Below are 20,778 nucleotides of genomic sequence, written 5' to 3'. Positions count from 1 at the left end.
CTCAGCCCTGGTGGCCGACGGGGCGGCGCCTCGGGGCCGGGGCGGGCTTCTTCGGCGCCTTCTTCCTGGGGGCCGGGGCGCCCTTCTTGCAGTCGTTCTTCTTCACCGGGGCGATCTTGTGGAAGCTCATGACATTCTGCCTTTCTGGCTGTGAATTGCTGTGACCTGCCGTGAATTTCTTTGAACTTGCTTTGAATCGCTCAGTTTTACCGAGATAAATTCCGCGTCAGCACTTGTGGCCGACAGGGCGCTTCGGCGCGGGCTTCTTGGGGGCCTTCTTCTTGGGGGCCGGGGCGGGCTTGTGAGCCTTCTTGACCGGGACGATCTTGTGGAAGCTCATGATGTTCTCCTTCGATTCACGTCGTTCGCTTTCGACATGGAAAACATTACGGCATTCCCGAAGCAGGAAAAGGCCAATACGCCTTAGAGGTTGCTGAGTGAATCCTGTGGGAGATTCATATGTCATTTGCGGAACCGAATCCGCACTCACACAGCTTTTATCGGGCGCCATCGGTGCCGCGGGCGCTGCCGACCGCAAGCCCCGCCCCCTCGATCCGCACCCTGATCCCGTCCTTCTCCACCCGCACATCACGGAGCCGCAGCTCACCGGGGTGCGGGGTGGGCAGACGAAAGCCCAGGGAGAGGCGGTCGGCCAGGACCGGGCGGGTGAGCCGGGGCAGGGCGTCCAGCAGGGACGGGTCGAAGCCGAGGCGCTTGAGCAGGGCCGGGTGTTCCAGCGCCAGGTCGATCAGGTTGAGGCGCATGGCCCGGTGGATGAACCGCGGTGAGCCCGTCACCCGCGCCAGCTCGGCGTCCGAGCGCAGCGCCGCGCGTACGGCGGAGTCGGGTACGCCGAGCCGCCGTACCACCTCCGGAACCGCGAACAGGGCCTTCACCTTGTTCGTCTCGTGCGCAAGGCGGGCGGCGGACGTGCGGGTCAGATGCAGGCCCTGGGAGGCACGCGTGCCCGGCCGGTAGGTCGCCAGGTCCCCGATGTCCAGCCGCATTCCGCCGATCTGGGTGGCGATGCCGTGCTCGCCGTCCCGGCCGATACGGGCGTCGGCCCGCAGCCGGAGGTCGTGTCCGGCCACCGGGATCGTGCCGCGCGCCAGCACCCGGTCGTGGCCCTGGCCCGTGAACGTCACCTGGGACGCGCCGAGTTCGCGGTTCAGGTCGTCGAAGGAGAGCAGTACGTCGCCGTCGAGCCGGGGAATCCCCGCGCCCCGCACGGAGGTCGGCCCGTCGGGCGCGTTCAGCCGTACGTCGTGTGCGGTCGCCGTCACCCTGGCCAGCGTGACGCGGTCGGCCGCGACGTCCGGCACGGTGACCTTCACCGACTTCAGTCGGCCGTCGGCGAGTTGGGTGAGGAAGGGGAAGCCGTCGATGTCCACTTCGGGCGCCGCGCTCAGGTGCATCCGGTCCTTGAGCTCATCGGCCGCCCGGCGCTCGGCGTACAGCAGCGCCCAGCGGTCGGCGAGGGTGAGGAAGGCGGCGAGGACGACGACGCCCACCACCGCCTTCAGCGCGAGCGGCAGGCCCGCGAAGCGTTTTCGCCTGCGGCGGCTGCCGTTACGGCGGTGGTTGGGCGGCGCCCAGGGTTCGTCTTCCTCTTCCTCGGCCTCGCTCGCGACAAAGGCACTCGCGAAAAAGTCGTTGATGTTTGTACCAGGCTGCGTCGTTATGTGGTGGGGGGAACGCATCGAGCCATCCGACCATGCGCACGCCCCCCACCCGCAACCTCTGCCTCAGGTATGCGATCTAGCTCACGATCGTGATCCGGTCGGCCGCCGGGGGCGAAATCAGGCTGCCCGCCGATGAGTTGGCCGTCAGGTACTTCTCCAGCACCGCCAGATCATCGGTGCCCACCAGGTCACCGGTGCCCTGCCCGAGCGTCGTGAAGCACACGCCGCCGCCCGAGTGCTCTTCATGACCGAGTAGACGCGGTCGAAGCGGCCATGCGGTCTCTTCGCCCCTTCCTCACCCCTCACTTTGCGGCCCCCTCGGCTTACTCTCGTACGCATGACCAGCGACGACACCGTCCGGCCCGGCCGGAACCGCTCCATCGAGACCTACTCCGTGCTCTCCCCGGAGCAGACCGAGGCCGTGCTCTCCCTGCTCGCCGCGGCCGCCCAGGACGACGGCCAGCAGGCGGTGTCCGAACAGGGGCGGCTGCAGCTGCGCGGCGGCGCACGCGAGGGCGTGTCCCATCTGCTGCTCAGCGTCGGCGACGAGCTCGTGGGGTACGCGCAGCTGGAGGACACCGACCCGGTGGAGGCGCCGGCCGCCGAGCTGGTCGTGCACCCCGCGCACCGCGGGCACGGGCACGGGCGGGCGCTCGGCTCGGCGCTCCTCGCGGCCTCGGGCAAGCGGCTGCGGGTGTGGGCGCACGGCGGGCACTCCGCGGCGCGGCATCTCGCGCAGGTGCTGGGGCTCACGCTCTTCCGTGAACTGCGGCAGATGCGGCGGCCGTTGGCGAACCTGAACCTGCCCGAGCCGGTGCTGCCGTCAGGTGTGACCGTCCGTACCTTCGTCCCCGGCCAGGACGACGCCGCCTGGCTCGCGGTGAACGCCGCCGCGTTCGCCCACCACCCCGAGCAGGGCTCCCTCACCCAGCGCGACCTCGACGACCGCGAGGACGAGCCGTGGTTCGACCCCGCGGGCTTCTTCCTCGCCTTCCGCGGCGGCGAACTCGTCGGCTTCCACTGGACGAAGATCCATGCGGCCGACCGGCTGGGTGAGGTGTACGTCCTCGGGGTGCGGCCGGGGGCGCAGGGCGGCGGGCTGGGCAAGGCCCTGACCACGATCGGCCTGCGGCACCTGGAGGCGCAGGGGCTGCCGACCGCCATGCTGTATGTGGACGGTGACAACAAGGCCGCGGTGTCGGTGTACGAGCGGCTGGGGTTCACCACGTACGAGACGGATCTGATGTACCGCACGGAGACGTGACCCCCTGGGGGCGCGCCCCCAGACCCCCCATCGGCCTACGGCCTCGTCCTCGAACGCCGGACGGGCTGAAGGTTCCGCACCGGCTACGGCCGGCAGACCCCCCAGGCCACCAACGCTCGACTTTCGCAGGCCGACAGCCCGCGGGATGGTGGCGAGCTGGAAGGCGCGGGTCCGGAGCCCGCGGGTCGCCTGTGTGCCGCCGCACGGTGTGAGGCATCCGATGCGCGTACGTCCTTCCACGCCGGGATGGACGTACGTATCCTCGGGGCGGCTCCCAGTGGGTTCCCACGTCGGTCCCGCCGACGTGGACGCCCCGGAGCCGCCCCCAGATATCCCGCACGCCATGTCGCCGTAACCAACGGTTCAGACAGGCTTGCGACGCTCGCCCAATGACGCCCTCCGTGCCACAGCCTTCGCCGTCCCCCGAGGGGCCCGCGGGGAACGGGGACGCCCTCCGCTCCGGCCCTGACTCCGTAAAGGCACTCCCGCCCGCGCTTTCCGACGCGCCCGTATCGCTGGGAACGCGGAAGAATGGGTTCATGAGCCAGCCAGACACCGCCCAGGCAAAGGTCCAGCACGCACAGCCCTCCGTGGGCTCCATCGCAGCGCACCGCCCGCACACCGTGTCGGCCGCGGTCTCCGACCTGGAACCCGACATCGATGCCGACCTCGACGCGTACGAGGAGGCACCGTACGACGGGCCCCAGCTGCCGACGGGCCGTTTCCTCGACCGGGAGCGCAGCTGGCTGGCGTTCAACGAGCGGGTCCTCGAACTCGCCGAGGACCCGAACACCCCCCTGCTGGAGCGCGCCAACTTCCTCGCGATCTTCGCCAGCAACCTGGACGAGTTCTTCATGGTCCGGGTGGCCGGTCTCAAGCGCCGTATCGCGACGGGTGTCGCCACCCGCTCCGCCTCCGGCCTCCAGCCCCGCGAGGTCCTGGAGATGATCTGGGCCCGCTCCCGCGAGCTCATGGCCCGGCACGCCGCCTGCTACCACGAGGACGTCGCACCCGCCCTCGCGGAGGAGGGCATCCACCTGGTCCGCTGGAGCGAGCTGACGGAGAAGGAGCAGGCCCGTCTGTTCACCCTCTTCCGCCACCAGATCTTCCCGGTGCTCACCCCCCTCGCGGTCGACCCCGCGCACCCCTTCCCGTACATCTCGGGCCTCTCCCTGAACCTGGCCGTGGTCGTACGCAACCCGGTCACCGCTCACAAGCACTTCGCCCGCGTCAAGGTCCCGCCGCTGCTGTCCCGCTTCCTGGAGAGCTCCCCCGGCCGGTACGTCCCCCTCGAGGACGTCATCGCCGCCCACCTGGAGGAGCTGTTCCCGGGCATGGAGGTGCTGGAGAGCCACGCCTTCCGGCTGACGAGGAACGAGGACCTGGAGGTCGAGGAGGACGACGCCGAGAACCTCCTCCAGGCCCTGGAGAAGGAACTCATGCGGCGCCGCTTCGGGCCGCCGGTGCGCCTGGAGGTCGAGGAGTCCATCGACCGCGAGGTCCTGGACCTGCTGGTCCGCGAGCTGAAGATCAGCGAGGCCGAGGTCTACCCGCTCCCCGGCCCCCTGGACCTCACGGGCCTCTTCCGTGTCGCCGGCCTCGACCGTCCCGAGCTGAAGTACCGGAAGTTCGTCGCCGGCGTGCACCGCGACCTCGCGGAGGTCGAGTCGGCGTCCGCGCCCGACATATTCGCCGCGCTGCGCAGCCGGGACGTGCTGCTGCACCACCCGTACGACTCCTTCTCCACGTCGGTGCAGGCGTTCCTGGAGCAGGCGGCCGAGGACGACGACGTCCTCGCGATCAAGCAGACCCTGTACCGGACCTCCGGCGACTCCCCCATAGTCAACGCGCTCATCGACGCCGCCGAGGCCGGCAAGCAGGTCCTCGTCCTGGTCGAGATCAAGGCCCGCTTCGACGAGCACGCCAACATCAAGTGGGCCCGCAAACTGGAAGAGGCCGGCTGCCACGTCGTCTACGGCCTGGTCGGCCTGAAGACCCACTGCAAGCTGTCCCTGGTGGTCCGTCAGGAAGGCGACACGCTACGGCGCTACAGCCACGTCGGCACGGGCAACTACCACCCCAAGACGGCCCGCCTCTACGAGGACCTCGGCCTGCTGACGGCGGACCCCCAGGTCGGCGCCGACCTCTCCGACCTCTTCAACCGGCTGTCCGGCTACTCACGCCGCGAGACCTACCGCCGGCTCCTCGTCGCCCCCAAGTCCCTGCGCGACGGCCTGATCGCGCGGATCAGCAAGGAGGCCCAGCACCACCGTGCGGGCCGTCCGGCCTTCATCCGCATCAAGGTCAACTCCATGGTCGACGAGGCCCTCATCGACGCGCTCTACCGAGCGTCCCAGGCCGGCGTGCCGGTCGACGTGTGGGTCCGCGGCATCTGCGCGATCCGCCCCGGCGTCACGGGCCTTTCGGAGAACATCCGGGTCCGCTCGATCCTCGGCCGCTTCCTCGAACACTCCCGGGTCTTCGCCTTCGGCAACGGCGGCGAACCGGAGGTGTGGATCGGCAGCGCCGACATGATGCACCGCAACCTCGACCGCCGTATCGAGGCCCTGGTCAGGGTTACCGACCCGGCCCACCGCGCAGCCCTGAACCGGCTGTTGGAGACCGGCATGTCCGACACCACCGCGTCCTGGCACCTCGGCCCGGACGGCGAATGGATTCGGCACGCCACCGACGCGGACGGCCAACCCCTGCGAAACGTCCAGGAGATGCTCATAGACGCCCGGAGGCGCCGGCGTGGCACAGCAACACCTTGACCCGACGGACCCCACGGCCGGGCCCTCCCCCACAGGCGAAGCCCTCGCGGCCTACCTGAGGGCCCAGGCCACGGAGTTCCTGCGCGCCCTGCGGCTGCACCGGGAAACCGGCGGTGCGAGCGCCAACGGCACGGAGGATCCCGTCGACGCGGCCCGTGCCCTGCGCCGCTCGGTCCGCCGCATCAGCGGCAGCCTGCACACGTTCCGCCCCCTTCTGGAAACGGAGTGGTCGGAGGTCCTGAAGCCCGAACTGGCCTGGCTGTCCGGCACGTTGTCCCTGGAACACGCCTACGCGGCAAGGCAGGAACGCCTGCTGCTGGCACTGCATCGGCTGTCCGGGGCGGCGGCTTTCCCGGCCCAGTCTGCAACGGCGGCCACATCTTCAGCCATCGGCGCCGTTGTGGGCACTCGTTCCGCCGGGGCGGAACGGGTGAGCGCAACGGCACAAGCCACCGCCGGTCCTCCACCGCCCACAACAGACCGCGGAAACCTCACAGTCGGCGCAGCCAAAGCAGGCGCCCTGCTGGAGCGCCAGCTCACCCTCGCCCGCACCCGAGCCCACAGCACCGCCCTCCAGGCACTGGGCTCCTCCCGCTTCCACGCCGTCGCAGACAAAATCGCCGTACTCGCCAGCGAGGTCCCCCTCACCCCCACCGCCGCCACCACCGACCTCCACCCCCTCGCCACCGCCGCCGAGGAGCGTCTGACCGACGCCATCACCGCGCTCCCCCTCGTCACCGCGGGCAGCCCCTACAACGCGGAGGCCCTGATCCACGGCCTCTCCCCGGACCCGTCCCCGCACCCCCAGGACGCCCCCTGGCACCAGGTCCGCCTGCTGCTGCGCCTGCACCGCTACGCCCGCGAGGCCCTGTACGGCACCGGCGGCCCCGTCGACCTCCGCCTGCTGGCCGCGGGCCAGGCCCTCGACCGGCACCGCGACGCCTCGGAGGCGGCGGCGGCCGCGGCCTCGGCGGCCCGCACCCCCCGGATCGCCCCAGCGACGGCGTACGCGCTCGGGGTACTGCACGCGGACCAGCGGCACGAGGTGGAGGCGGCCCGTTTCGCCTTCCAGCGGTCCTGGCAGAAGCAGGCGGTGAGCACGCCCTGAGCCAGTGACCCTAGCGCCCCGAACCCTGTCGAAGGAGGCGGTGACCGACCCGTGAACCACACCAACGACACCAACGACACCATCGTCCAGGCATCCGGCTGCGTCCTGTGGCGACGCTCACCGGTCGACGGCGAGCTGGAGATCTGCCTCGTCCACAGGCCGAAGTACGACGACTGGTCCCATCCCAAGGGCAAGCTGAAGCGGGGCGAGGACCACCTGACGGGCGCCCTGCGCGAGGTCGCCGAGGAGTCGGGCTACACGGCGGACCCGGGCGCCGAGCTGTCCACGCTGCGCTATTTCGCCAACGGCCGTCCCAAACAGGTCCGTTACTGGGCGGCCGAGGCGGTCTCGGGCACCTTCACCCCCACCACCGAGGTGGACCGCATCCTGTGGCTCTCCCCCGCCGCGGCCCGCAGCCGACTGACCCAGTACCGGGACCGCACCCTGGTCGACGAACTGCTAACGACGCTGCGTCACGCCTGAAGCAGCACATGCCCCTCGGCGTCCGACCGGGCCTGGCTGCGCGCCCTGCGGGCCGGCCCGCGCCAGCCGCAACTGCACCGGGCCACACAGAACCGGCCCTGTTCGACCGTCGTCGTGCGATGTTCCTCCTGCGCCACGCTGACAACGTTACCCACCCCACGTAAAGCCCTGGTATGCGCGTGACGGCCCCCCTGTACCCGTCGTTATCCGGAGCGACAGGGGGCCCGTGACGGACGTACCGGCTGGGGGTAGGCAGGCGATGGCGGAGCGGCAGCACAGGGGGACGGTCGTCACGGCAGGGCTCATGGTCTGTCTCTGCATGGGGGCGGGCGGGTGCTCCGGCACCGGGTCCGCCGCCGAGGACCCGCGCGCCTCGGATCCCGTCGAGACCCTGCACCGCGCCGCCGAAACCCTGGTGGAAGCGGGCAGTTCACGGGCGACCACGTCGATGGAGATGGCCATCGGCGGCACCCGGGTCACCATCCGCGGCGAGGGCGACTACAACTACCGCCGGCAGCTCGGCCGGCTGAAGGTGCAGCTCCCGCAGAACCCCTCCGGCACCGCCGACCACCGCCCGATCACCGAACTCCTCGCGCCCGGCGCCCTGTTCATGAAGAACCGGGGCGCGGGGGTGCCGGCCGACAAGTGGGTACGGGTCGACACGGCCACCCTCTCCGACGGCAACCTGGTGACCGGCGGCGCCACCGACCCGTATGCCGCGGCCGAGTTGCTGCTCGGGACGCGCACGGCGACGTATGCCGGCCGGACCGAGTTCGCCGGGGTCGAGGTGCGGCACTACCGCGGCACCGCCGACCTCACCCTGGCCTCGCGGCACGCCTCGAAAGGTGTCCGGGAGGCCCTCGCCGCGGCGGCGAAAGGGTTCGCCACGGCCGAGGTCCCGTTCGACGTCTACCTCGACGACCAGGGCCGCATCCGTAAGATCCGGCACCGGTTCAGCTTCGTCAACGGCCTCCAGAAGGGCACCGTCGCGGTCGCCTCGACGACGCTGCTGTACGACTTCGGGGCCCCCGTCGACGTAAGCCTGCCGGCCTCGAAGGACATCTACGCGGGCAAGATCGCCGAGTAGCGCGCCCTGCCCGAGGATGATTGACAGGCGTCAAGAACTAGCCCGTCCGTGCCATGCGCGGTGTGTAGGCCGCTCCCTACTCTAGGAAGTCGGTAACGGCAGAGATGAGGTGATGCACGTGGCTCCGGTCGGCGGTACGGCAGTTCAGGACCACGTCGCCCTCGCCGAGATCGAGCTGTGCGGAGAGCTGATCATCGCGGCCTCGGCCGCGGAGGACCGGCTCAGCCTGGAGAGCATCGACGAGGTGCTGAAAGTGGCCGAGGAGCGCAACGCCTCCGGCGACTAGCCGGAGGCACCGCACCGGCGGGTTCAGGTACGCAGCAGCCGGGCGATCGCCTTCGTCGCCTCGTCCACCTTGGCGTCGATCTCGTCACCGCCCCTCACGGCCGCATCCGCGACGCAGTGCCGCAGGTGTTCCTCCAGCAGCTGCAGCGCGAAGGACTGCAGGGCCTTGGTGGAGGCGGACACCTGGGTGAGTATGTCGATGCAGTAGACGTCCTCGTCGACCATCCGCTGCAGGCCGCGGATCTGACCCTCGATCCGGCGCAGGCGCTTGAGGTGCTCGTCCTTCTGCTTGTGGTAGCCGTGCGTCGCGTGCGTCACGTTCTGCGTGCTGTCGTCGGAGGGCGCCGTCGCGCCGGCCTCGGTGGTCGTCATCGCGTCCTCCCGTAAGACATGCGGACATATACCCCTGGTGGGTATATGGTATCGAACTTTGCTGGGTATACGGCTCTTGGCCGCTGCCTGGACCGGGCCTTCGGACCGCCCCCGTGCCGACCACTGTGCCCGATGGGCGACACTGGGGGACGGCCCATTAGCCGTGGCCGGATGATGCACCTAGCATCAGCCTGACCGAAACCGAAGCACCCCGAGGACCCCACGTGCGCTTTCGTCTGACCCCCAGGGAGACGAGCTTCTACGACATGTTCGCCGCATCCGCGGACAACATCGTCACGGGCTCGAAGCTCCTGATGGAACTGCTCGGGGCGGACGCACCTGCCCGGGCCGAGATCGCAGAGCGTATGCGGGCCGCGGAACACGCCGGTGACGACGCCACGCATGCGATCTTCCACCAGCTGAACTCCTCGTTCATCACGCCCTTCGACCGCGAGGACATCTACTCCCTCGCCTCGTGCCTCGACGACATCATGGACTTCATGGAGGAGGCCGTCGACCTGGTCGTCCTCTACAACGTCGAGGAACTCCCCAAGGGCGTCGAGCAGCAGATCGAGGTCCTTGCGCGAGCTGCCGAGCTGACCGCGGAGGCCATGCCGAACCTCCGCACACTGGACAACCTGACCGAGTACTGGATCGAGGTCAACCGCCTGGAGAACCAGGCCGACCAGATCCACCGCAAGCTGCTCGCGCACCTCTTCAACGGCAAGTACGACGCGATCGAGGTGCTGAAGCTCAAGCAGATCGTGGACGTACTGGAGGAAGCGGCGGACGCGTTCGAGCACGTGGCGAACACGGTGGAGACCATCGCCGTCAAGGAGTCCTGACCCCTCCATGGACACCTTGGCTCTGGTCGTGACCATCGCGGTCGCGCTCTTCTTCACGTACACCAACGGCTTCCACGACTCGGCGAACGCGATCGCGACGTCGGTGTCGACCCGGGCACTGACCCCGCGGGCGGCGCTGGCGATGGCCGCGGTGATGAACCTGGCGGGTGCGTTCCTGGGCAACGCCGTGGCCAAGACGGTCAGTGAGGGACTGATCGAGACACCGCAGGGCTCGCAGGGGATGGCCATCCTCTTCTCGGCCCTCGTCGGCGCGATCGTCTGGAACCTGACCACCTGGTACTTCGGCCTGCCCTCCTCGTCGTCCCACGCGCTGTTCGGCGGCCTCGTCGGCGCGGCGCTGGCGGGCGGCAGCGAGGTGCTCTGGAACGGCGTGCTCGACAAGGTCGTCATCCCGATGTTCGTGTCGCCCATCGTCGGCCTGATCGTCGGCTACCTGGTGATGACGGCCATCATGTGGCTCTTCAGGCGGTCGAATCCGCACAAGACCAAGCGCGGCTTCCGTATCGCGCAGACGGTGTCCGCGGCCGGCATGGCGCTCGGTCACGGTCTCCAGGACGCCCAGAAGACCATGGGCATCGTGGTGATGGCACTGGTGATTTCCGGCCACCAGACCTACGCCGACCCGATCCCGGTCTGGGTGAAGATCGTCTGCGCGCTGATGCTGTCCCTCGGGACCTACGCGGGCGGCTGGCGCATCATGCGCACGCTGGGCCGGAAGATCATCGAGCTGGACCCGCCGCAGGGGTTCGCCGCCGAGACGACCGGTGCGTCGATCATGTTCACCACCGCGTACCTGTTCAAGGCGCCCATCTCGACGACGCACGTCATCACCTCGGCCATCATGGGCGTCGGGGCGACGAAGCGGGTGAAGGCGGTGCGCTGGGGGGTCGCCAAGAACATCGTCATGGGCTGGTTCATCACGATGCCGGCGGCCGCCCTGGTGGCGGCGGGCGCGTTCGGGCTCGTGAACCTGGCGTTCCTGTAGGCACTTCCTCGCCCCCGCCGCCCTACCCGTCCCATCCCCGGGGGCGCTGCCCCCTCGCCCCCGCCGGGGCTCCGCCCCGGACCCCGATCGGCCTGAACGGCCTCGTCCTCAAACGCCGGAGGGGCTGGTTTGCGCGGGGCGGTCTGATTTCCGCCGGGCCAGCCGGCTTTCGCCGGGCGGGGTTTGGTGTTCCAGCCCGTCCGGCGTTTGAGGACGAGGCCCCTTCACGGCCGAAGCGGGGGTCCGGGGGCGGCAGCCCCAGGGGCGCGGCCCCCACAGCACGACGACGGGCCCGCCCCCGGGAGCCGGGGGCGGGCCCTTCATCGTCCCCGCGGTGGCACCGCCATGCAGCACCGCGAGGGGTCTCGGAGGATCAGCCGAAGCGACCGGAGATGTAGTCCTCCGTCGCCTGCACCGACGGGTTGGAGAAGATCCGCTCCGTGTCGTCGATCTCGATCAGCTTGCCGGGCTGCCCGACCGCCGCCAGGTTGAAGAAGGCCGTACGGTCCGAGACACGCGCAGCCTGCTGCATGTTGTGCGTCACGATGACGATCGTGAACCGTTCCTTCAGCTCACCGATCAGGTCCTCGATCGCGAGCGTGGAGATCGGGTCCAGGGCGGAGCAGGGCTCGTCCATGAGCAGGACCTTCGGCTCCACCGCGATCGCGCGCGCGATGCACAGACGCTGCTGCTGACCACCGGACAGACCCGAACCGGGCTTGTTCAGCCGGTCCTTGACCTCGTTCCAGAGGTTCGCGCCCTTGAGCGACTTCTCGACGATGTCCGCGAGCTCGGACTTCTTGTACGAGCCGTTCAGCTTCAGCCCCGCCGCCACGTTCTCGAACACCGACATCGTGGGGAACGGGTTGGGACGCTGGAAGACCATGCCGACCTCACGCCGCACGGCCACCGGGTCGACCCCGGGCCCGTACAGGTTCTCGTCGTCGAGCATGACCTTGCCCTCGACCCGACCGCCCGACGTGACCTCGTGCATCCGGTTCAGGGTGCGCAGGAACGTCGACTTGCCGCAGCCGGAGGGGCCGATGAAGGCCGTGACGGTACGGGGCTCGACGGTCATCGAGATGTCCTCGATGGCCCGGAAGGAGCCGTAATAGGCGCTGAGGCCGCTGACGTCAATTCGCTTGGCCATGGAAATCACTGCTTCTTTCGAGGGGGAACTGGTCGCTGTATGGCCGCGTCAGCGACCGGTCTTCGGGGCCTTCCAGCGCGCGATCGCGCGGGCCGCCAGGTTCAGGATCATCACGAAAGCGATCAGCGTGAGTGACGCCGCCCAGGCTCGGTCGTACGCCGCGTTCGCGCCTGCGCTGTTCGCGTACTGCTGATAGATGTACAGCGGCAGCGACTGCTGTGCACCCTCGAAGGGGTTGTTGTTGATGAACCGGTTGCCGAACACCAGCAGCAGCACCGGAGCGGTCTCACCGGCGATACGGGCGATCGCCAGCATGACGCCGGTCACGATGCCGCCGATCGAGGTCGGCAGGACCACCTTCAGGATGGTGCGCCACTTCGGGACGCCGAGCGCCAGGGACGCCTCGCGCAGTTCGTTCGGGACGAGCTTGAGCATCTCCTCCGTGGAGCGCACGACCACCGGCATCATCAGGATGGCCAGGGCCAGCGAGCCGGCGAAGCCGAAGGGCTCCATGTTGAAGATCAGCATGAGGCTGAGGATGAACAGGCCCGCGACGATCGAGGGCACACCGGTCATCACGTCGACGAAGAAGGTGATGGCACGGGACAGACCACCGCGGCCGTACTCCACGAGGTAGACCGCGGTGAGAATGCCGACCGGCGCGGCGATGATCGTGGCGAGGCCGACCTGCTCGAGGCTGCCGATGATGGCGTGGTAGATACCACCGCCCGGCTGGGAGTCGGCGACGATGCCCATCGAGTGGGTCAGGAAGTAGATGTCGAGGACCTTCACACCGCGCGAGACGGTCACCCACACCAGGGAGACCAGCGGGACGACGGCGACCAAAAAGGCGACCCAGACCAGAGCGGTCGCGATGCGGTCCTTGGCCTGACGGCGGCCCTCGACGCCCGCGGCGATGCCGTACGTGGCGACGAGGAAGATCAGTCCGGCGATCAGGCCCCACTGGACCTTGCTGTCGAGGCCGGCGGCGAGGCCGATGCCGACGGACACGGCCACGGAACCGGCGGCGATCGCCCACGGCGACCACTTCGGCAGGCTGGCGCCGCGCAGGGTGCTGGGGCGCTGGTCGGTGACGGCTGCTGCGTGGCTCATGCGTTGGCCCCCGAGTACTCTGCGCGACGGGCGATGATCATGCGGGCCGCACCGTTGACCAGCAGGGTGATGACGAACAGGACCAGACCGGAGGCGATCAGCGCGTCACGGCCGAACTCGTCCGCCTCGCCGAACTTGCTGGCGATGTTCTGGGCGAAGGTGCCGCCGCCCGGGTTGAGCAGGCTGCCGTGGATGAGGAAGTCCGGGGAGAGCACGGTGGCGACTGCCATCGTCTCGCCGAGCGCACGGCCGAGGCCGAGCATCGAGGCGGAGATCACGCCGGAGCGGCCGAAGGGGATCACCGCCATGCGGATGACCTCCCAGCGCGTGGCACCGAGGGCGAGAGCCGCCTCCTCGTGCATCTGCGGGACCTGGCGGAAGACTTCGCGGCTCACGTTGGTGATGATCGGCAGGATCATGATCGCGAGCAGGATGCCGACGGTGAGCATCGAGCGCGGGGCGCCCTGGTCCCAGGAGAAGAGACCGGTCCAGCCGAGGTAGTCGTTCAGCCAGCCGAAGAGGCCGTTCATGTGCGGTACGAGGATCAGCGCGCCCCACAGGCCGTACACGATGGACGGCACGGCGGCGAGCAGGTCGATCACGTAGGCGATGGGACCGCGCAGCCTGCGCGGGGCGTAGTGCGTGAGGAACAGCGCGATGGCCACCGCGACCGGGACCGCGAGGACCATGGCGATGATCGAGGAGATCACCGTGCCGTAGGCCAGGACCGCGATGCCGAAGCTCGGCGGCTGGATGCTGGTGTTCCAGTCGAAGGTGGTGAGGAAGTTGCCGTGGTCCTTGCTGATCGCGAGGGAGGCACGGTAGGTGAGGAAGACCGCGATCGCGGCCATGATCACCAACAGGAAGATGCCCGACCCACGGGAGAGACCGAGGAAGATCCGGTCACCGGGTCGGGTGGCGCCGCGCGCCGCGCGCTTCTGCTCGACGGAGGGCTGCGGGGCGGGGGGTGGCGTGTCGGTTATCTCTGTAGATGTGTCCATCGGGTTTCTCCGGTCTGCGGAACCGCACGCGGGGTGCGGCTCTGCGAAGCCGTATCGGTCCATACGGCTCGTGGCGGCGGTGCACCGGACGATGCGGTCCGGTCCCGGGTTCGAGGCCCGGGACCGGACCGCACTCAGATCAGCTCAGGCCCTCGATGGTGGTGCGGACCTTGGCGATGATGTCGGCGGGGATGGGGGCGTACTTCAGGTTGGGGAGCAGGCCCTGGCCGTCCTCGGAGGCGATGTAGCGCAGGAACGCCTTCGTGGCGGTGAGGGTGTCCGCCTTGTTGCCCTTGTCACAGGCGATCTCGTACGTGACCAGGGTGATCGGGTAGGCGCCGTCGGCCTTGGTCGCGTAGTTCAGCTTGAGCGACAGGTCCTTGCCCGTGCCGACGACCTTGGCGTCGGCGATGGCCTTGGTGGCACTGTCGCTGCTGGGCGCGACCGGGGCGCTGGCACCGGTGTTGATGCTGACGGCCTTCACACCGTCGGCGACGTAGGACAGCTCGAAGTAACCGATGGCGCCGTTGGTCTGCTTGACCTGGGCGGCCACACCGGAGGACTGCGCGGCGGACTGGCCGCCCTTGGCCTGCCAGGCCTTGCCGCCGGAGTACGTCCAGTTGGACGGCGTCGCGGCCTTGAGGTACTTGGTGAAGTTGTCCGTGGTGCCGGACTCGTCCGAGCGGTGGAACGCCTGGATCTTGAGGTCGGGCAGCTTGACGCCCTTGTTCAGCGCGGCGATCGCCGGGTCGTTCCACTTGGTGATCTTGCTGTCGAAGATCTTCGCAAGGGTCGGGGCGTCCAGGACCAGGTTGTCCACGCCGGACAGGTTGTAGCCGACCGCGATCGGGCCGCCGACCATCGGGAGGTCGATGCCCTGGCCGCCGGAGCAGACCTTCTTGGAGGCGGTGACCTCTTCGGGCTTCAGCGCCGAGTCGGAACCGGCGAAGGCCAGCTGACCCTGCGTGAACGAGGTGACGCCCGCGCCGGAACCGCCGGCCTTGTAGTTGATCTGCACGCCACAGGCCTGGGAGAACTGCGCCACCCACGCGTCGATCGCGTTCTTCTGCGCGGACGAGCCGTCGGACAGCAGCTGACCCTTGGCGCTGTCGCACTTGATCTTGCTGGCACCGGTCGTGGCGGACGCACTGCTGCCACCACTGCTGCCGCTGCCGGTGTTGTCCGAGCCGCACGCCGTGAGGACCAGGGCGCTCGACGCGGCGAGAGCACCGAGGGCGACGGCCCGCCGATTCATGCGCTGAAGCTTCACTTGAAAGAGTTCCTTCCAGGAGCCGCCGTCCTGAAAATCGGCGGCGTGCGGGGTTGAAGTCCTGGCGACGGAGGACGCACCTTCCCCGAGGGGCAGCCCACATCGCGTAAGGCTGAAATTAGGCAGATCAGGTGAAGGCGCCGATGGCCGCAAATGAACGCAAGGTGAACCCCTGCAGACGTTGTGGTTAGGTCACGGAATGCTCACGGGGAGAGCACACGCAGGTTCCGGCCGCGCTGTGTCTCCAGTTCCACGGTGACACAGCAGTGACACTTCCGCCGGAACCCGTGTGGACGGCGAGCCGTCTCGTACCCCGAGAGCAATCGGGAGGCGGAACATGGAACGTCGTACGTTCATCGGGGGCGGCGCGGCCGCGATAGCGACGGTCGCCACGGCGGCATGCAGGGGCGGGTCCGCCGACGCGGACACCACCACCTCATCGTCCTCCTCTTCCTCCGGTACGGCGATCGGGGCGAAGTCCGCCGCAGCCGCCCCCGCGAACTGGACCGCGCTCTCCCGTGACCTCGACGGCGCCCTGATACGCCCGGGCGAGGCGACCTGGACCACGGCCCACCAGCTCTACAACACCCGCTTCGACGGCCTGAAGCCGGCGGCCGTGGCCTATGTCGCGCACGCCGACGACATACGGACGACGCTTGCCTACGCCCGCGCCCACAACATCCGGGTCGCGATCCGCAACGGTGGTCACTCCTACGCGGGTTGGTCCTCCGGCAACGGCAAGCTGATCGTCGACGTCTCGAAGCTGAAGCAGATCCGGGTGAGCGGCGGCCAGGCCGTCGTGGGCGCCGGCTCCAAGCTGATCGACGTCTACCGGGCCCTGACCGCGAAGGGCGTGACGATACCCGCGGGCTCCTGCCCCTCGGTCGGTGTCTCGGGCCTGGTTCTGGGCGGCGGCCACGGCGTGGTCTCCCGGGCGTACGGCCTGACCTGCGACAGCCTCACACAGGCCACCCTGATCACGGCGGACGGCAAGCAGCTGACCGCCAACGCGAGCGAGAACAAGGACCTGTTCTGGGCCCTGCGGGGCGCGGGCAACGGCAACTTCGGCGTCGTGACGGAGCTGCACTTCAGGACCCACCCGGCACCGCAGGCCGTCTCGGCCTACCTGACCTGGCCCTGGTCGAAGGCCGCCGCCGTGCTGAAGGCCTGGCAGGAGTGGGGCCCCGACCAGCCCGACGAGATCTGGTCCTCCTGCCATCTGGAGAACGGCGGCTCGCCCACCGTCTCGGTCGCCGCGTTCTCGATCGGCACCTACGGGGAACTGCAGAACGCCCTCGACCGCCTGGTCTCCGCGGTCGGCTCACCGGCCCGCAGCGAAACGCTCAAGCGGCACACCTACGAGGGGGCGATGGAGGCGTACGCGGGCTGCTCGTCCTTCCGCACCGAGGCCCAGTGCCACCTCCCCGGCTCCACCCCGAACCGCAACCCGGAGGGCAGCCTGGGCCGGGAGACCTACACGGCCCGCTCGGACTTCTTCGACCGCTCGATCTCTTCGGCGGGCATCCAGACCCTGCTGAGGAGCATCAGCTCGGTCCCGGGCGGCGCGGGCAGCATCGCGCTCACGGCCCTGGGCGGCGCGGTCAACCGCGTCTCCCCCACGGCCACGGCCTTCGTCCACCGCCGCTCCCGGATGCTGGCCCAGTACCTGGCATCGTGGCGCGCCGGCACCACGGGCTCAGCAGCCCAGACCTGGCTCACCAACGCCCACGACGCAATGCGCCCGTACGCCTCCGGCGCGGCCTACCAGAACTACACGGACCCGACACTGACGGACTGGCGCAAGGCGTACTACGGCGACGCGGCAACCCGCCTGACGGCAGTGAAGAAGCAGTACGACCCGAACCGCTTCTTCACCTACCCCCAGTCGCTGTAACCGCCCTCGTAGCCGGGGCAGTCGTGCCTCTGGGGCGGCTCCCGGCCCAGAGGCACGACTGTCCCTGGGGCGGCTCCCGGCCCAGGGCGAGCGGCACCGCGCAGGCGCGGGCAAGCGAAACCCGTACGCCGGCCCTACTCCCGGGACCTATGCCGCAAGGTCCCGCTCCTCCGCCGCCTCATTCCTGGCCCCCGGGATCAGCGCATCCCGCCCCAGGGCCGCCCGCCCAGGGCTTCGCACGAGCCAGCCACCCCAAGCCGACCCCTCAACAGCCTTCACCACAGGCGTCAGCAACAACATGGCGACCGGCGAAAGCAGCAACGCCACAGCCGTCCCGAGCGCGAACCCCCCGACCACATCAGTCGGATAGTGCACACCCATATAGACCCGGCAAAACCCTTCGAGCAGCGCCAGTCCGATCCCGACCACCCCGAACTTCCGACTGGCGACAAACACCCCCACCGCGATGGCCATGGTGATCGTCGCGTGGTCGCTCACAAACGAGTAGTCGGTCTTCCCTGACACCAGGACATCGAGCCCGTCGTGCGTACGGAAGGGGCGAGGCCGCTCGACGAACCCCCGTATCGGCACGTTCACCAGCACCGCCAGCGCGGCAGCGACCGGCGCCCACACCAACGCGGCCACGGACGAGGCGGCGTCCTCGTCCCCCCGCCGCCGCACGGACCACCAGCACCACACCACGAGCAGCACCATGGCCAGCAGCAGCCCGTACTCCCCGACGAAGGAGACGGCCCGGTCGAACCAGTGCGGCGCGTCCTTGGCCAGGCCATTGATGTCGTAGAGCAGGTCGACGTCGGGGTCCGACCCGGATTCGGCGAGTCCAGCCATGGTGCTGCGGCCCCTTCGTCGTCTGCTGCCGGGCGCACTCGCGCACGCCCGCTTACCCACCCCCGTGGTTGTAGATCACGTCGCGGACAGCCACCGGGATGACTGTCGGATGACTACGAGAACAGGAACGCACGGTCCCAGTTATTACGTTCCACACTCCACCGAATGATCACGCAGACGTTATCGAAGAGAGACTCATCTCCGCAGCTCAGGGGGTGGGTTCACGCTCGGTTCACACCTGGGTGGGCAGCGCTTTCGCGCCATCTTCGGTGACTCGCGTGGCCCCGAAGTACTCGGAGGTGTCGATGGGATCGAACCGGATCACCGCACCCGTCCTCGGCGCGTCGATCATGTACCCGCCACCCACATAGATCCCCACATGGTGGATGGCCCGGGAGTCGGTGGGGTCCGTGGAGAAGAACACGAGATCGCCGGGCAGCAGCTCGTCCCGCTTCGGATGCGGCCCTGCGTTGTACTGGTCGTTTGCGACCCGCGGCAACGTGATCCCGACACTCTCGTACGCGGCCTTGGTCAGCCCCGAGCAGTCAAAACGCCCGTTGTCGGCGGCGGTCCCGTCGCCGCCCCACAGATAGGGCGTCCCGAGCTTCTTCTGCGCGTAGTAGATGGCTCCCGCGGCCTGCTTGCTGGGATCCACCCGGGTGACGGGCGCGGCGAAGCTCTGCTCCAGCGTCGTGATCGTCTTGACGTAGTTCTGGGTCTCCTTGTACGGCGGCACGCCCCCGTACTTGATCACCGCGTATGACCCGGCGTTGTACGAGGCGAGCATGTTTTCGGTCAGATTCCCGGGTACGTCCTTCACGTACGAGGCGAGCTGGCAGTCGTACGAGGCGGCGGAGGGAATGGCATCCGCCGGGTCCCAGACGTTCTTGACCCCGTCCCCATTGCCGTCGACCCCGTGCGTGGCCCAGGTCCCCGGAATGAACTGCGCTATCCCCTCGGCAGCCGCGGGGCTCTTCGCATTCGGATTGAACCCGCTCTCCTGGTAGAGCTGGGCGGCGAGCAGCGCGGGGTTGAGGGCGGGGCAGAGGTTGCCCCACTTCTGCACGATGGCCGAGTACGCGGCGGGCACGGCCCCCTTGGCGAGCGCCTTGGTCCCCTCGCCCACTCCGTTGATGAGGTTCCCGGCGACGACGAACACCCCGACGACGAGCAGCATCACGAAGGCCAGGGCCGAGCCGATGACGGCGGTCGCCACGATCCATGCCTTACGCACCGTCAACCGCCCCTCACCCACCGGGAGTCCGATAGCCCACGTCAGTCTAGGCGCGCGTCCTGAGTTCCGGGTGATCACACAGAAGGAGAAACCGCACGCGGCGAGGCCATACCCACCTCCGGGCAACAGGTATGCCCAGCAAGGGGGTTACACGCCAGATGGCGCCCGATATCCGCCTTGCCCCTCGGGTGTCAGCCGGTCGCATCCCGATACAACTCGGCCGCTTCCGCGCCGAACACCACGCTGTACGAGATGTCGTCCGTGCTCCCGCCCTTCTCGTGCCCGCCCAGGATCCCGACGACCGCCTTGTCCCCGTTGACCCAAGGACTGCCGCTGGTCCCTCCGGAAAGTCCGGGGCAGTCGATCCGCTGCTGGGTACGGCTGTGCGAGGTCGGCCTGTTGGTGCAGCTGACGGGCACTTCACGGGTGCTGGGATACCCGGTGATGGTGACGGCCGTGGCCCCGGTCCCCATCCCTGCCACGAAGGGGTTCCCGCCGACGGCGTCCTCGACGTCCTTGCCGCCCTTGTTCTCGACGACGGCGAAGGCGACGTCGCTGTCCTCGTGCTGGCCCTTGGCCCACCCGTCGGGAAGGAACACCTTCCGCACCGTCCACGTCCCGTACGGCGCCCGGCCGCCCCGGTACCCGGGCACGAAGATGAGGTCCCCGTCCCTGCTGCCGTTGAGGCAGTGCGCCGCGGTGACGATGAGATTGCGGTGCGGGCTGTACACGACGGAGGCGGTGCAGAAGTGCCCGCCGGCGAGCGAGGATCTTCGGTCGGCGTCGAAGAGGGCCCCGACCTTCCTGGACTGCGCGGTGTCCGCCGCGACGACGGTCACCCCGAGGGGCCCCGGCCCGTCGTCCGCGTTGGCGAGGGAAGCGGAGGTGAGCGCCGGCACAAGGAGCACGACGGCCGCGCACAGGGGACTGGTGACACGCCTGCTGATGCGTGGGATGCGCTTCATCGGCAGCCACTGTGGCCCACGAAGGTGAGAAAAAGGTCTGCCGTTCACTTGGATCTCTCCGTGAACGGTCCTCCCTGCGGCTGCGGTACCCGCGGAGAAACGCCACACACGACGCCCACATGCTTCCCGCGTCGCACCGGCGACACCACGACCTGCGCCCGGCCACTCGAACCGCCCTCGATCACCTCGGCGATCTCGCGCAGATTCCCGGGCCGGGGTCGCAGACGGGGCAGGGCGCCCGGCGACACGGACATGGCTCGCTGCCTCCGTCTCTCCACCGCTTCGGCATCGCTTCCACCGTACGGTGCGGCCGCCGACCCCGCCTCCGCGTCACGCTCCGCACATGCCGACGCCACTCGCCTGTGCGGCGACTCCGCCTTCGTCACAACACCCTCC

The 20,778-nt window shown here is 69.1% G+C and carries 21 protein-coding genes; 9 read left to right on the top strand and 12 right to left on the bottom strand.

Annotated elements, in window-relative coordinates:
- Nucleotide 1 precedes the first annotated feature (1 nt).
- The 3 genes from LJ657_RS48420 to LJ657_RS43355 form a co-directional block, all read right to left on the bottom strand.
- Entirely contained in the window at nucleotides 2–130 is a 129-nt protein-coding gene (locus tag LJ657_RS48420) for a hypothetical protein (RefSeq protein WP_269787598.1), read from the bottom strand.
- Nucleotides 131–497: 367 nt separating this feature from the next.
- The gene (locus LJ657_RS43360; RefSeq protein WP_232655213.1) at nucleotides 498–1,700 is read right to left on the bottom strand and encodes an LmeA family phospholipid-binding protein; all 1,203 of its coding nucleotides are present in this window, start codon (nucleotides 1,698–1,700) and stop codon (nucleotides 498–500) included.
- A 58-nt stretch (nucleotides 1,701–1,758) separates the two neighbouring features.
- On the bottom strand, nucleotides 1,759–1,905 hold the full coding sequence (locus tag LJ657_RS43355; RefSeq protein WP_232655212.1) for a hypothetical protein: 147 nt from the start codon (nucleotides 1,903–1,905) through the stop codon (nucleotides 1,759–1,761).
- A gap of 114 nt (nucleotides 1,906–2,019) precedes the next feature.
- On the opposite strand from LJ657_RS43355, the gene mshD reads away from it, so the two are divergent.
- The 4 genes from mshD (at nucleotide 2,020) to LJ657_RS43335 (ending at nucleotide 7,311) form a co-directional block, all read left to right on the top strand.
- Nucleotides 2,020–2,946, top strand: a complete 927-nt coding sequence (mshD, locus tag LJ657_RS43350; RefSeq protein ID WP_232655211.1) for a mycothiol synthase — start codon at nucleotides 2,020–2,022, stop codon at nucleotides 2,944–2,946.
- Between the two features lie 539 nt (nucleotides 2,947–3,485).
- Entirely contained in the window at nucleotides 3,486–5,720 is a 2,235-nt protein-coding gene (locus LJ657_RS43345) for an RNA degradosome polyphosphate kinase (RefSeq protein WP_232655210.1), read from the top strand.
- The gene (locus tag LJ657_RS43340) at nucleotides 5,701–6,828 is read left to right on the top strand and encodes a CHAD domain-containing protein (RefSeq protein WP_232655209.1); all 1,128 of its coding nucleotides are present in this window, start codon (nucleotides 5,701–5,703) and stop codon (nucleotides 6,826–6,828) included. The genes LJ657_RS43345 and LJ657_RS43340 overlap by 20 nt, the downstream gene beginning before the upstream one ends.
- Before the next feature lie 51 nt (nucleotides 6,829–6,879).
- Nucleotides 6,880–7,311 (top strand): NUDIX hydrolase, encoded by a 432-nt coding sequence (locus LJ657_RS43335; RefSeq protein WP_232655208.1) that lies wholly within the window; start codon nucleotides 6,880–6,882, stop codon nucleotides 7,309–7,311.
- Here LJ657_RS43335 and LJ657_RS43330 read toward each other — a convergent pair.
- Nucleotides 7,302–7,448 carry a hypothetical protein gene (locus LJ657_RS43330; protein WP_232655273.1) on the bottom strand — a complete coding sequence of 49 codons (147 nt, stop codon included), beginning with the start codon at nucleotides 7,446–7,448 and terminating at the stop codon, nucleotides 7,302–7,304. The genes LJ657_RS43335 and LJ657_RS43330 overlap by 10 nt on opposite strands.
- A 122-nt stretch (nucleotides 7,449–7,570) precedes the next feature.
- Between LJ657_RS43330 and LJ657_RS43325 the strand changes: the two genes are divergently transcribed.
- Both LJ657_RS43325 and LJ657_RS43320 read left to right on the top strand, forming a co-directional pair.
- Entirely contained in the window at nucleotides 7,571–8,398 is an 828-nt protein-coding gene (locus tag LJ657_RS43325) for an SCO4651 family lipoprotein (protein ID WP_232655207.1), read from the top strand.
- A 118-nt stretch (nucleotides 8,399–8,516) separates the two neighbouring features.
- On the top strand, nucleotides 8,517–8,684 hold the full coding sequence (locus LJ657_RS43320; RefSeq protein ID WP_232655272.1) for a hypothetical protein: 168 nt from the start codon (nucleotides 8,517–8,519) through the stop codon (nucleotides 8,682–8,684).
- Nucleotides 8,685–8,707: 23 nt separating this feature from the next.
- Here the strand turns inward: LJ657_RS43320 and LJ657_RS43315 are convergent, their stop codons facing one another.
- Nucleotides 8,708–9,055, bottom strand: a complete 348-nt coding sequence (locus LJ657_RS43315) for a metal-sensitive transcriptional regulator (protein WP_232655206.1) — start codon at nucleotides 9,053–9,055, stop codon at nucleotides 8,708–8,710.
- 224 nt (nucleotides 9,056–9,279) lie between these two features.
- Between LJ657_RS43315 and LJ657_RS43310 the strand changes: the two genes are divergently transcribed.
- Together LJ657_RS43310 and LJ657_RS43305 are read left to right on the top strand one after the other, a co-directional pair.
- Nucleotides 9,280–9,900: a DUF47 domain-containing protein gene (locus LJ657_RS43310; RefSeq protein WP_232655205.1), complete on the top strand. Its 621-nt coding sequence runs from the start codon at nucleotides 9,280–9,282 to the stop codon at nucleotides 9,898–9,900.
- A 7-nt stretch (nucleotides 9,901–9,907) separates the two neighbouring features.
- Nucleotides 9,908–10,906: an inorganic phosphate transporter gene (locus LJ657_RS43305; protein WP_232655204.1), complete on the top strand. Its 999-nt coding sequence runs from the start codon at nucleotides 9,908–9,910 to the stop codon at nucleotides 10,904–10,906.
- 373 nt (nucleotides 10,907–11,279) lie between these two features.
- Here the strand turns inward: LJ657_RS43305 and pstB are convergent, their stop codons facing one another.
- From pstB to pstS, 4 genes are all read right to left on the bottom strand, one after another.
- Nucleotides 11,280–12,056 (bottom strand): phosphate ABC transporter ATP-binding protein PstB, encoded by a 777-nt coding sequence (gene pstB, locus LJ657_RS43300; RefSeq protein WP_232655203.1) that lies wholly within the window; start codon nucleotides 12,054–12,056, stop codon nucleotides 11,280–11,282.
- Between the two features lie 48 nt (nucleotides 12,057–12,104).
- Nucleotides 12,105–13,169: a phosphate ABC transporter permease PstA gene (gene pstA, locus LJ657_RS43295; RefSeq protein WP_232655202.1), complete on the bottom strand. Its 1,065-nt coding sequence runs from the start codon at nucleotides 13,167–13,169 to the stop codon at nucleotides 12,105–12,107.
- On the bottom strand, nucleotides 13,166–14,170 hold the full coding sequence (gene pstC / locus LJ657_RS43290; protein WP_232655201.1) for a phosphate ABC transporter permease subunit PstC: 1,005 nt from the start codon (nucleotides 14,168–14,170) through the stop codon (nucleotides 13,166–13,168). The genes pstA and pstC overlap by 4 nt, the downstream gene beginning before the upstream one ends.
- A gap of 139 nt (nucleotides 14,171–14,309) precedes the next feature.
- Nucleotides 14,310–15,440, bottom strand: a complete 1,131-nt coding sequence (gene pstS, locus LJ657_RS43285) for a phosphate ABC transporter substrate-binding protein PstS (RefSeq protein ID WP_232655200.1) — start codon at nucleotides 15,438–15,440, stop codon at nucleotides 14,310–14,312.
- Nucleotides 15,441–15,777: 337 nt separating this feature from the next.
- Between pstS and LJ657_RS43280 the strand changes: the two genes are divergently transcribed.
- Complete coding sequence (locus tag LJ657_RS43280) at nucleotides 15,778–17,334, top strand: FAD-binding oxidoreductase (protein ID WP_232655199.1); 1,557 nt, start codon at nucleotides 15,778–15,780, stop codon at nucleotides 17,332–17,334.
- Nucleotides 17,335–17,481: 147 nt separating this feature from the next.
- On the opposite strand, the gene LJ657_RS43275 is transcribed toward LJ657_RS43280, so the two are convergent.
- From LJ657_RS43275 to LJ657_RS43265, 3 genes are all read right to left on the bottom strand, one after another.
- A complete protein-coding gene (locus LJ657_RS43275; protein WP_232655198.1) occupies nucleotides 17,482–18,183 on the bottom strand; it encodes a phosphatase PAP2 family protein in 702 nt (233 codons plus the stop codon).
- A 232-nt stretch (nucleotides 18,184–18,415) separates the two neighbouring features.
- Nucleotides 18,416–19,423 carry a C40 family peptidase gene (locus tag LJ657_RS43270; protein WP_269787596.1) on the bottom strand — a complete coding sequence of 336 codons (1,008 nt, stop codon included), beginning with the start codon at nucleotides 19,421–19,423 and terminating at the stop codon, nucleotides 18,416–18,418.
- A gap of 185 nt (nucleotides 19,424–19,608) precedes the next feature.
- Nucleotides 19,609–20,382, bottom strand: a complete 774-nt coding sequence (locus LJ657_RS43265) for a trypsin-like serine peptidase (RefSeq protein WP_232655196.1) — start codon at nucleotides 20,380–20,382, stop codon at nucleotides 19,609–19,611.
- Nucleotides 20,383–20,778 lie beyond the last annotated feature (396 nt).

Source organism: Streptomyces guryensis (genome assembly GCF_021261325.1).
In the GTDB taxonomy this organism is placed as follows: domain Bacteria; phylum Actinomycetota; class Actinomycetes; order Streptomycetales; family Streptomycetaceae; genus Streptomyces; species Streptomyces guryensis.
Note: the sequence above shows the minus strand (reverse complement) of the source record. Positions and strands in the feature narration are given on the sequence as shown.

What these genes read in the sequence shown, in the direction of transcription:
- LJ657_RS48420 (WP_269787598.1), bottom strand. Translation starts at nt 130, where the DNA reads ATGAGCTTCCACAAGATCGCCCCGGTGAAGAAGAACGACTGCAAGAAG.
- LJ657_RS43265 (WP_232655196.1), bottom strand. Translation starts at nt 20,382, where the DNA reads ATGAAGCGCATCCCACGCATCAGCAGGCGTGTCACCAGTCCCCTGTGC.
- LJ657_RS43325 (WP_232655207.1), top strand. Translation starts at nt 7,571, where the DNA reads ATGGCGGAGCGGCAGCACAGGGGGACGGTCGTCACGGCAGGGCTCATG.
- mshD (WP_232655211.1), top strand. Translation starts at nt 2,020, where the DNA reads ATGACCAGCGACGACACCGTCCGGCCCGGCCGGAACCGCTCCATCGAG.
- LJ657_RS43360 (WP_232655213.1), bottom strand. Translation starts at nt 1,700, where the DNA reads ATGCGTTCCCCCCACCACATAACGACGCAGCCTGGTACAAACATCAAC.
- LJ657_RS43315 (WP_232655206.1), bottom strand. Translation starts at nt 9,055, where the DNA reads ATGACGACCACCGAGGCCGGCGCGACGGCGCCCTCCGACGACAGCACG.
- LJ657_RS43280 (WP_232655199.1), top strand. Translation starts at nt 15,778, where the DNA reads ATGGAACGTCGTACGTTCATCGGGGGCGGCGCGGCCGCGATAGCGACG.
- LJ657_RS43275 (WP_232655198.1), bottom strand. Translation starts at nt 18,183, where the DNA reads ATGGCTGGACTCGCCGAATCCGGGTCGGACCCCGACGTCGACCTGCTC.
- LJ657_RS43305 (WP_232655204.1), top strand. Translation starts at nt 9,908, where the DNA reads ATGGACACCTTGGCTCTGGTCGTGACCATCGCGGTCGCGCTCTTCTTC.
- pstA (WP_232655202.1), bottom strand. Translation starts at nt 13,169, where the DNA reads ATGAGCCACGCAGCAGCCGTCACCGACCAGCGCCCCAGCACCCTGCGC.
- pstC (WP_232655201.1), bottom strand. Translation starts at nt 14,170, where the DNA reads ATGGACACATCTACAGAGATAACCGACACGCCACCCCCCGCCCCGCAG.
- LJ657_RS43345 (WP_232655210.1), top strand. Translation starts at nt 3,486, where the DNA reads ATGAGCCAGCCAGACACCGCCCAGGCAAAGGTCCAGCACGCACAGCCC.
- pstB (WP_232655203.1), bottom strand. Translation starts at nt 12,056, where the DNA reads ATGGCCAAGCGAATTGACGTCAGCGGCCTCAGCGCCTATTACGGCTCC.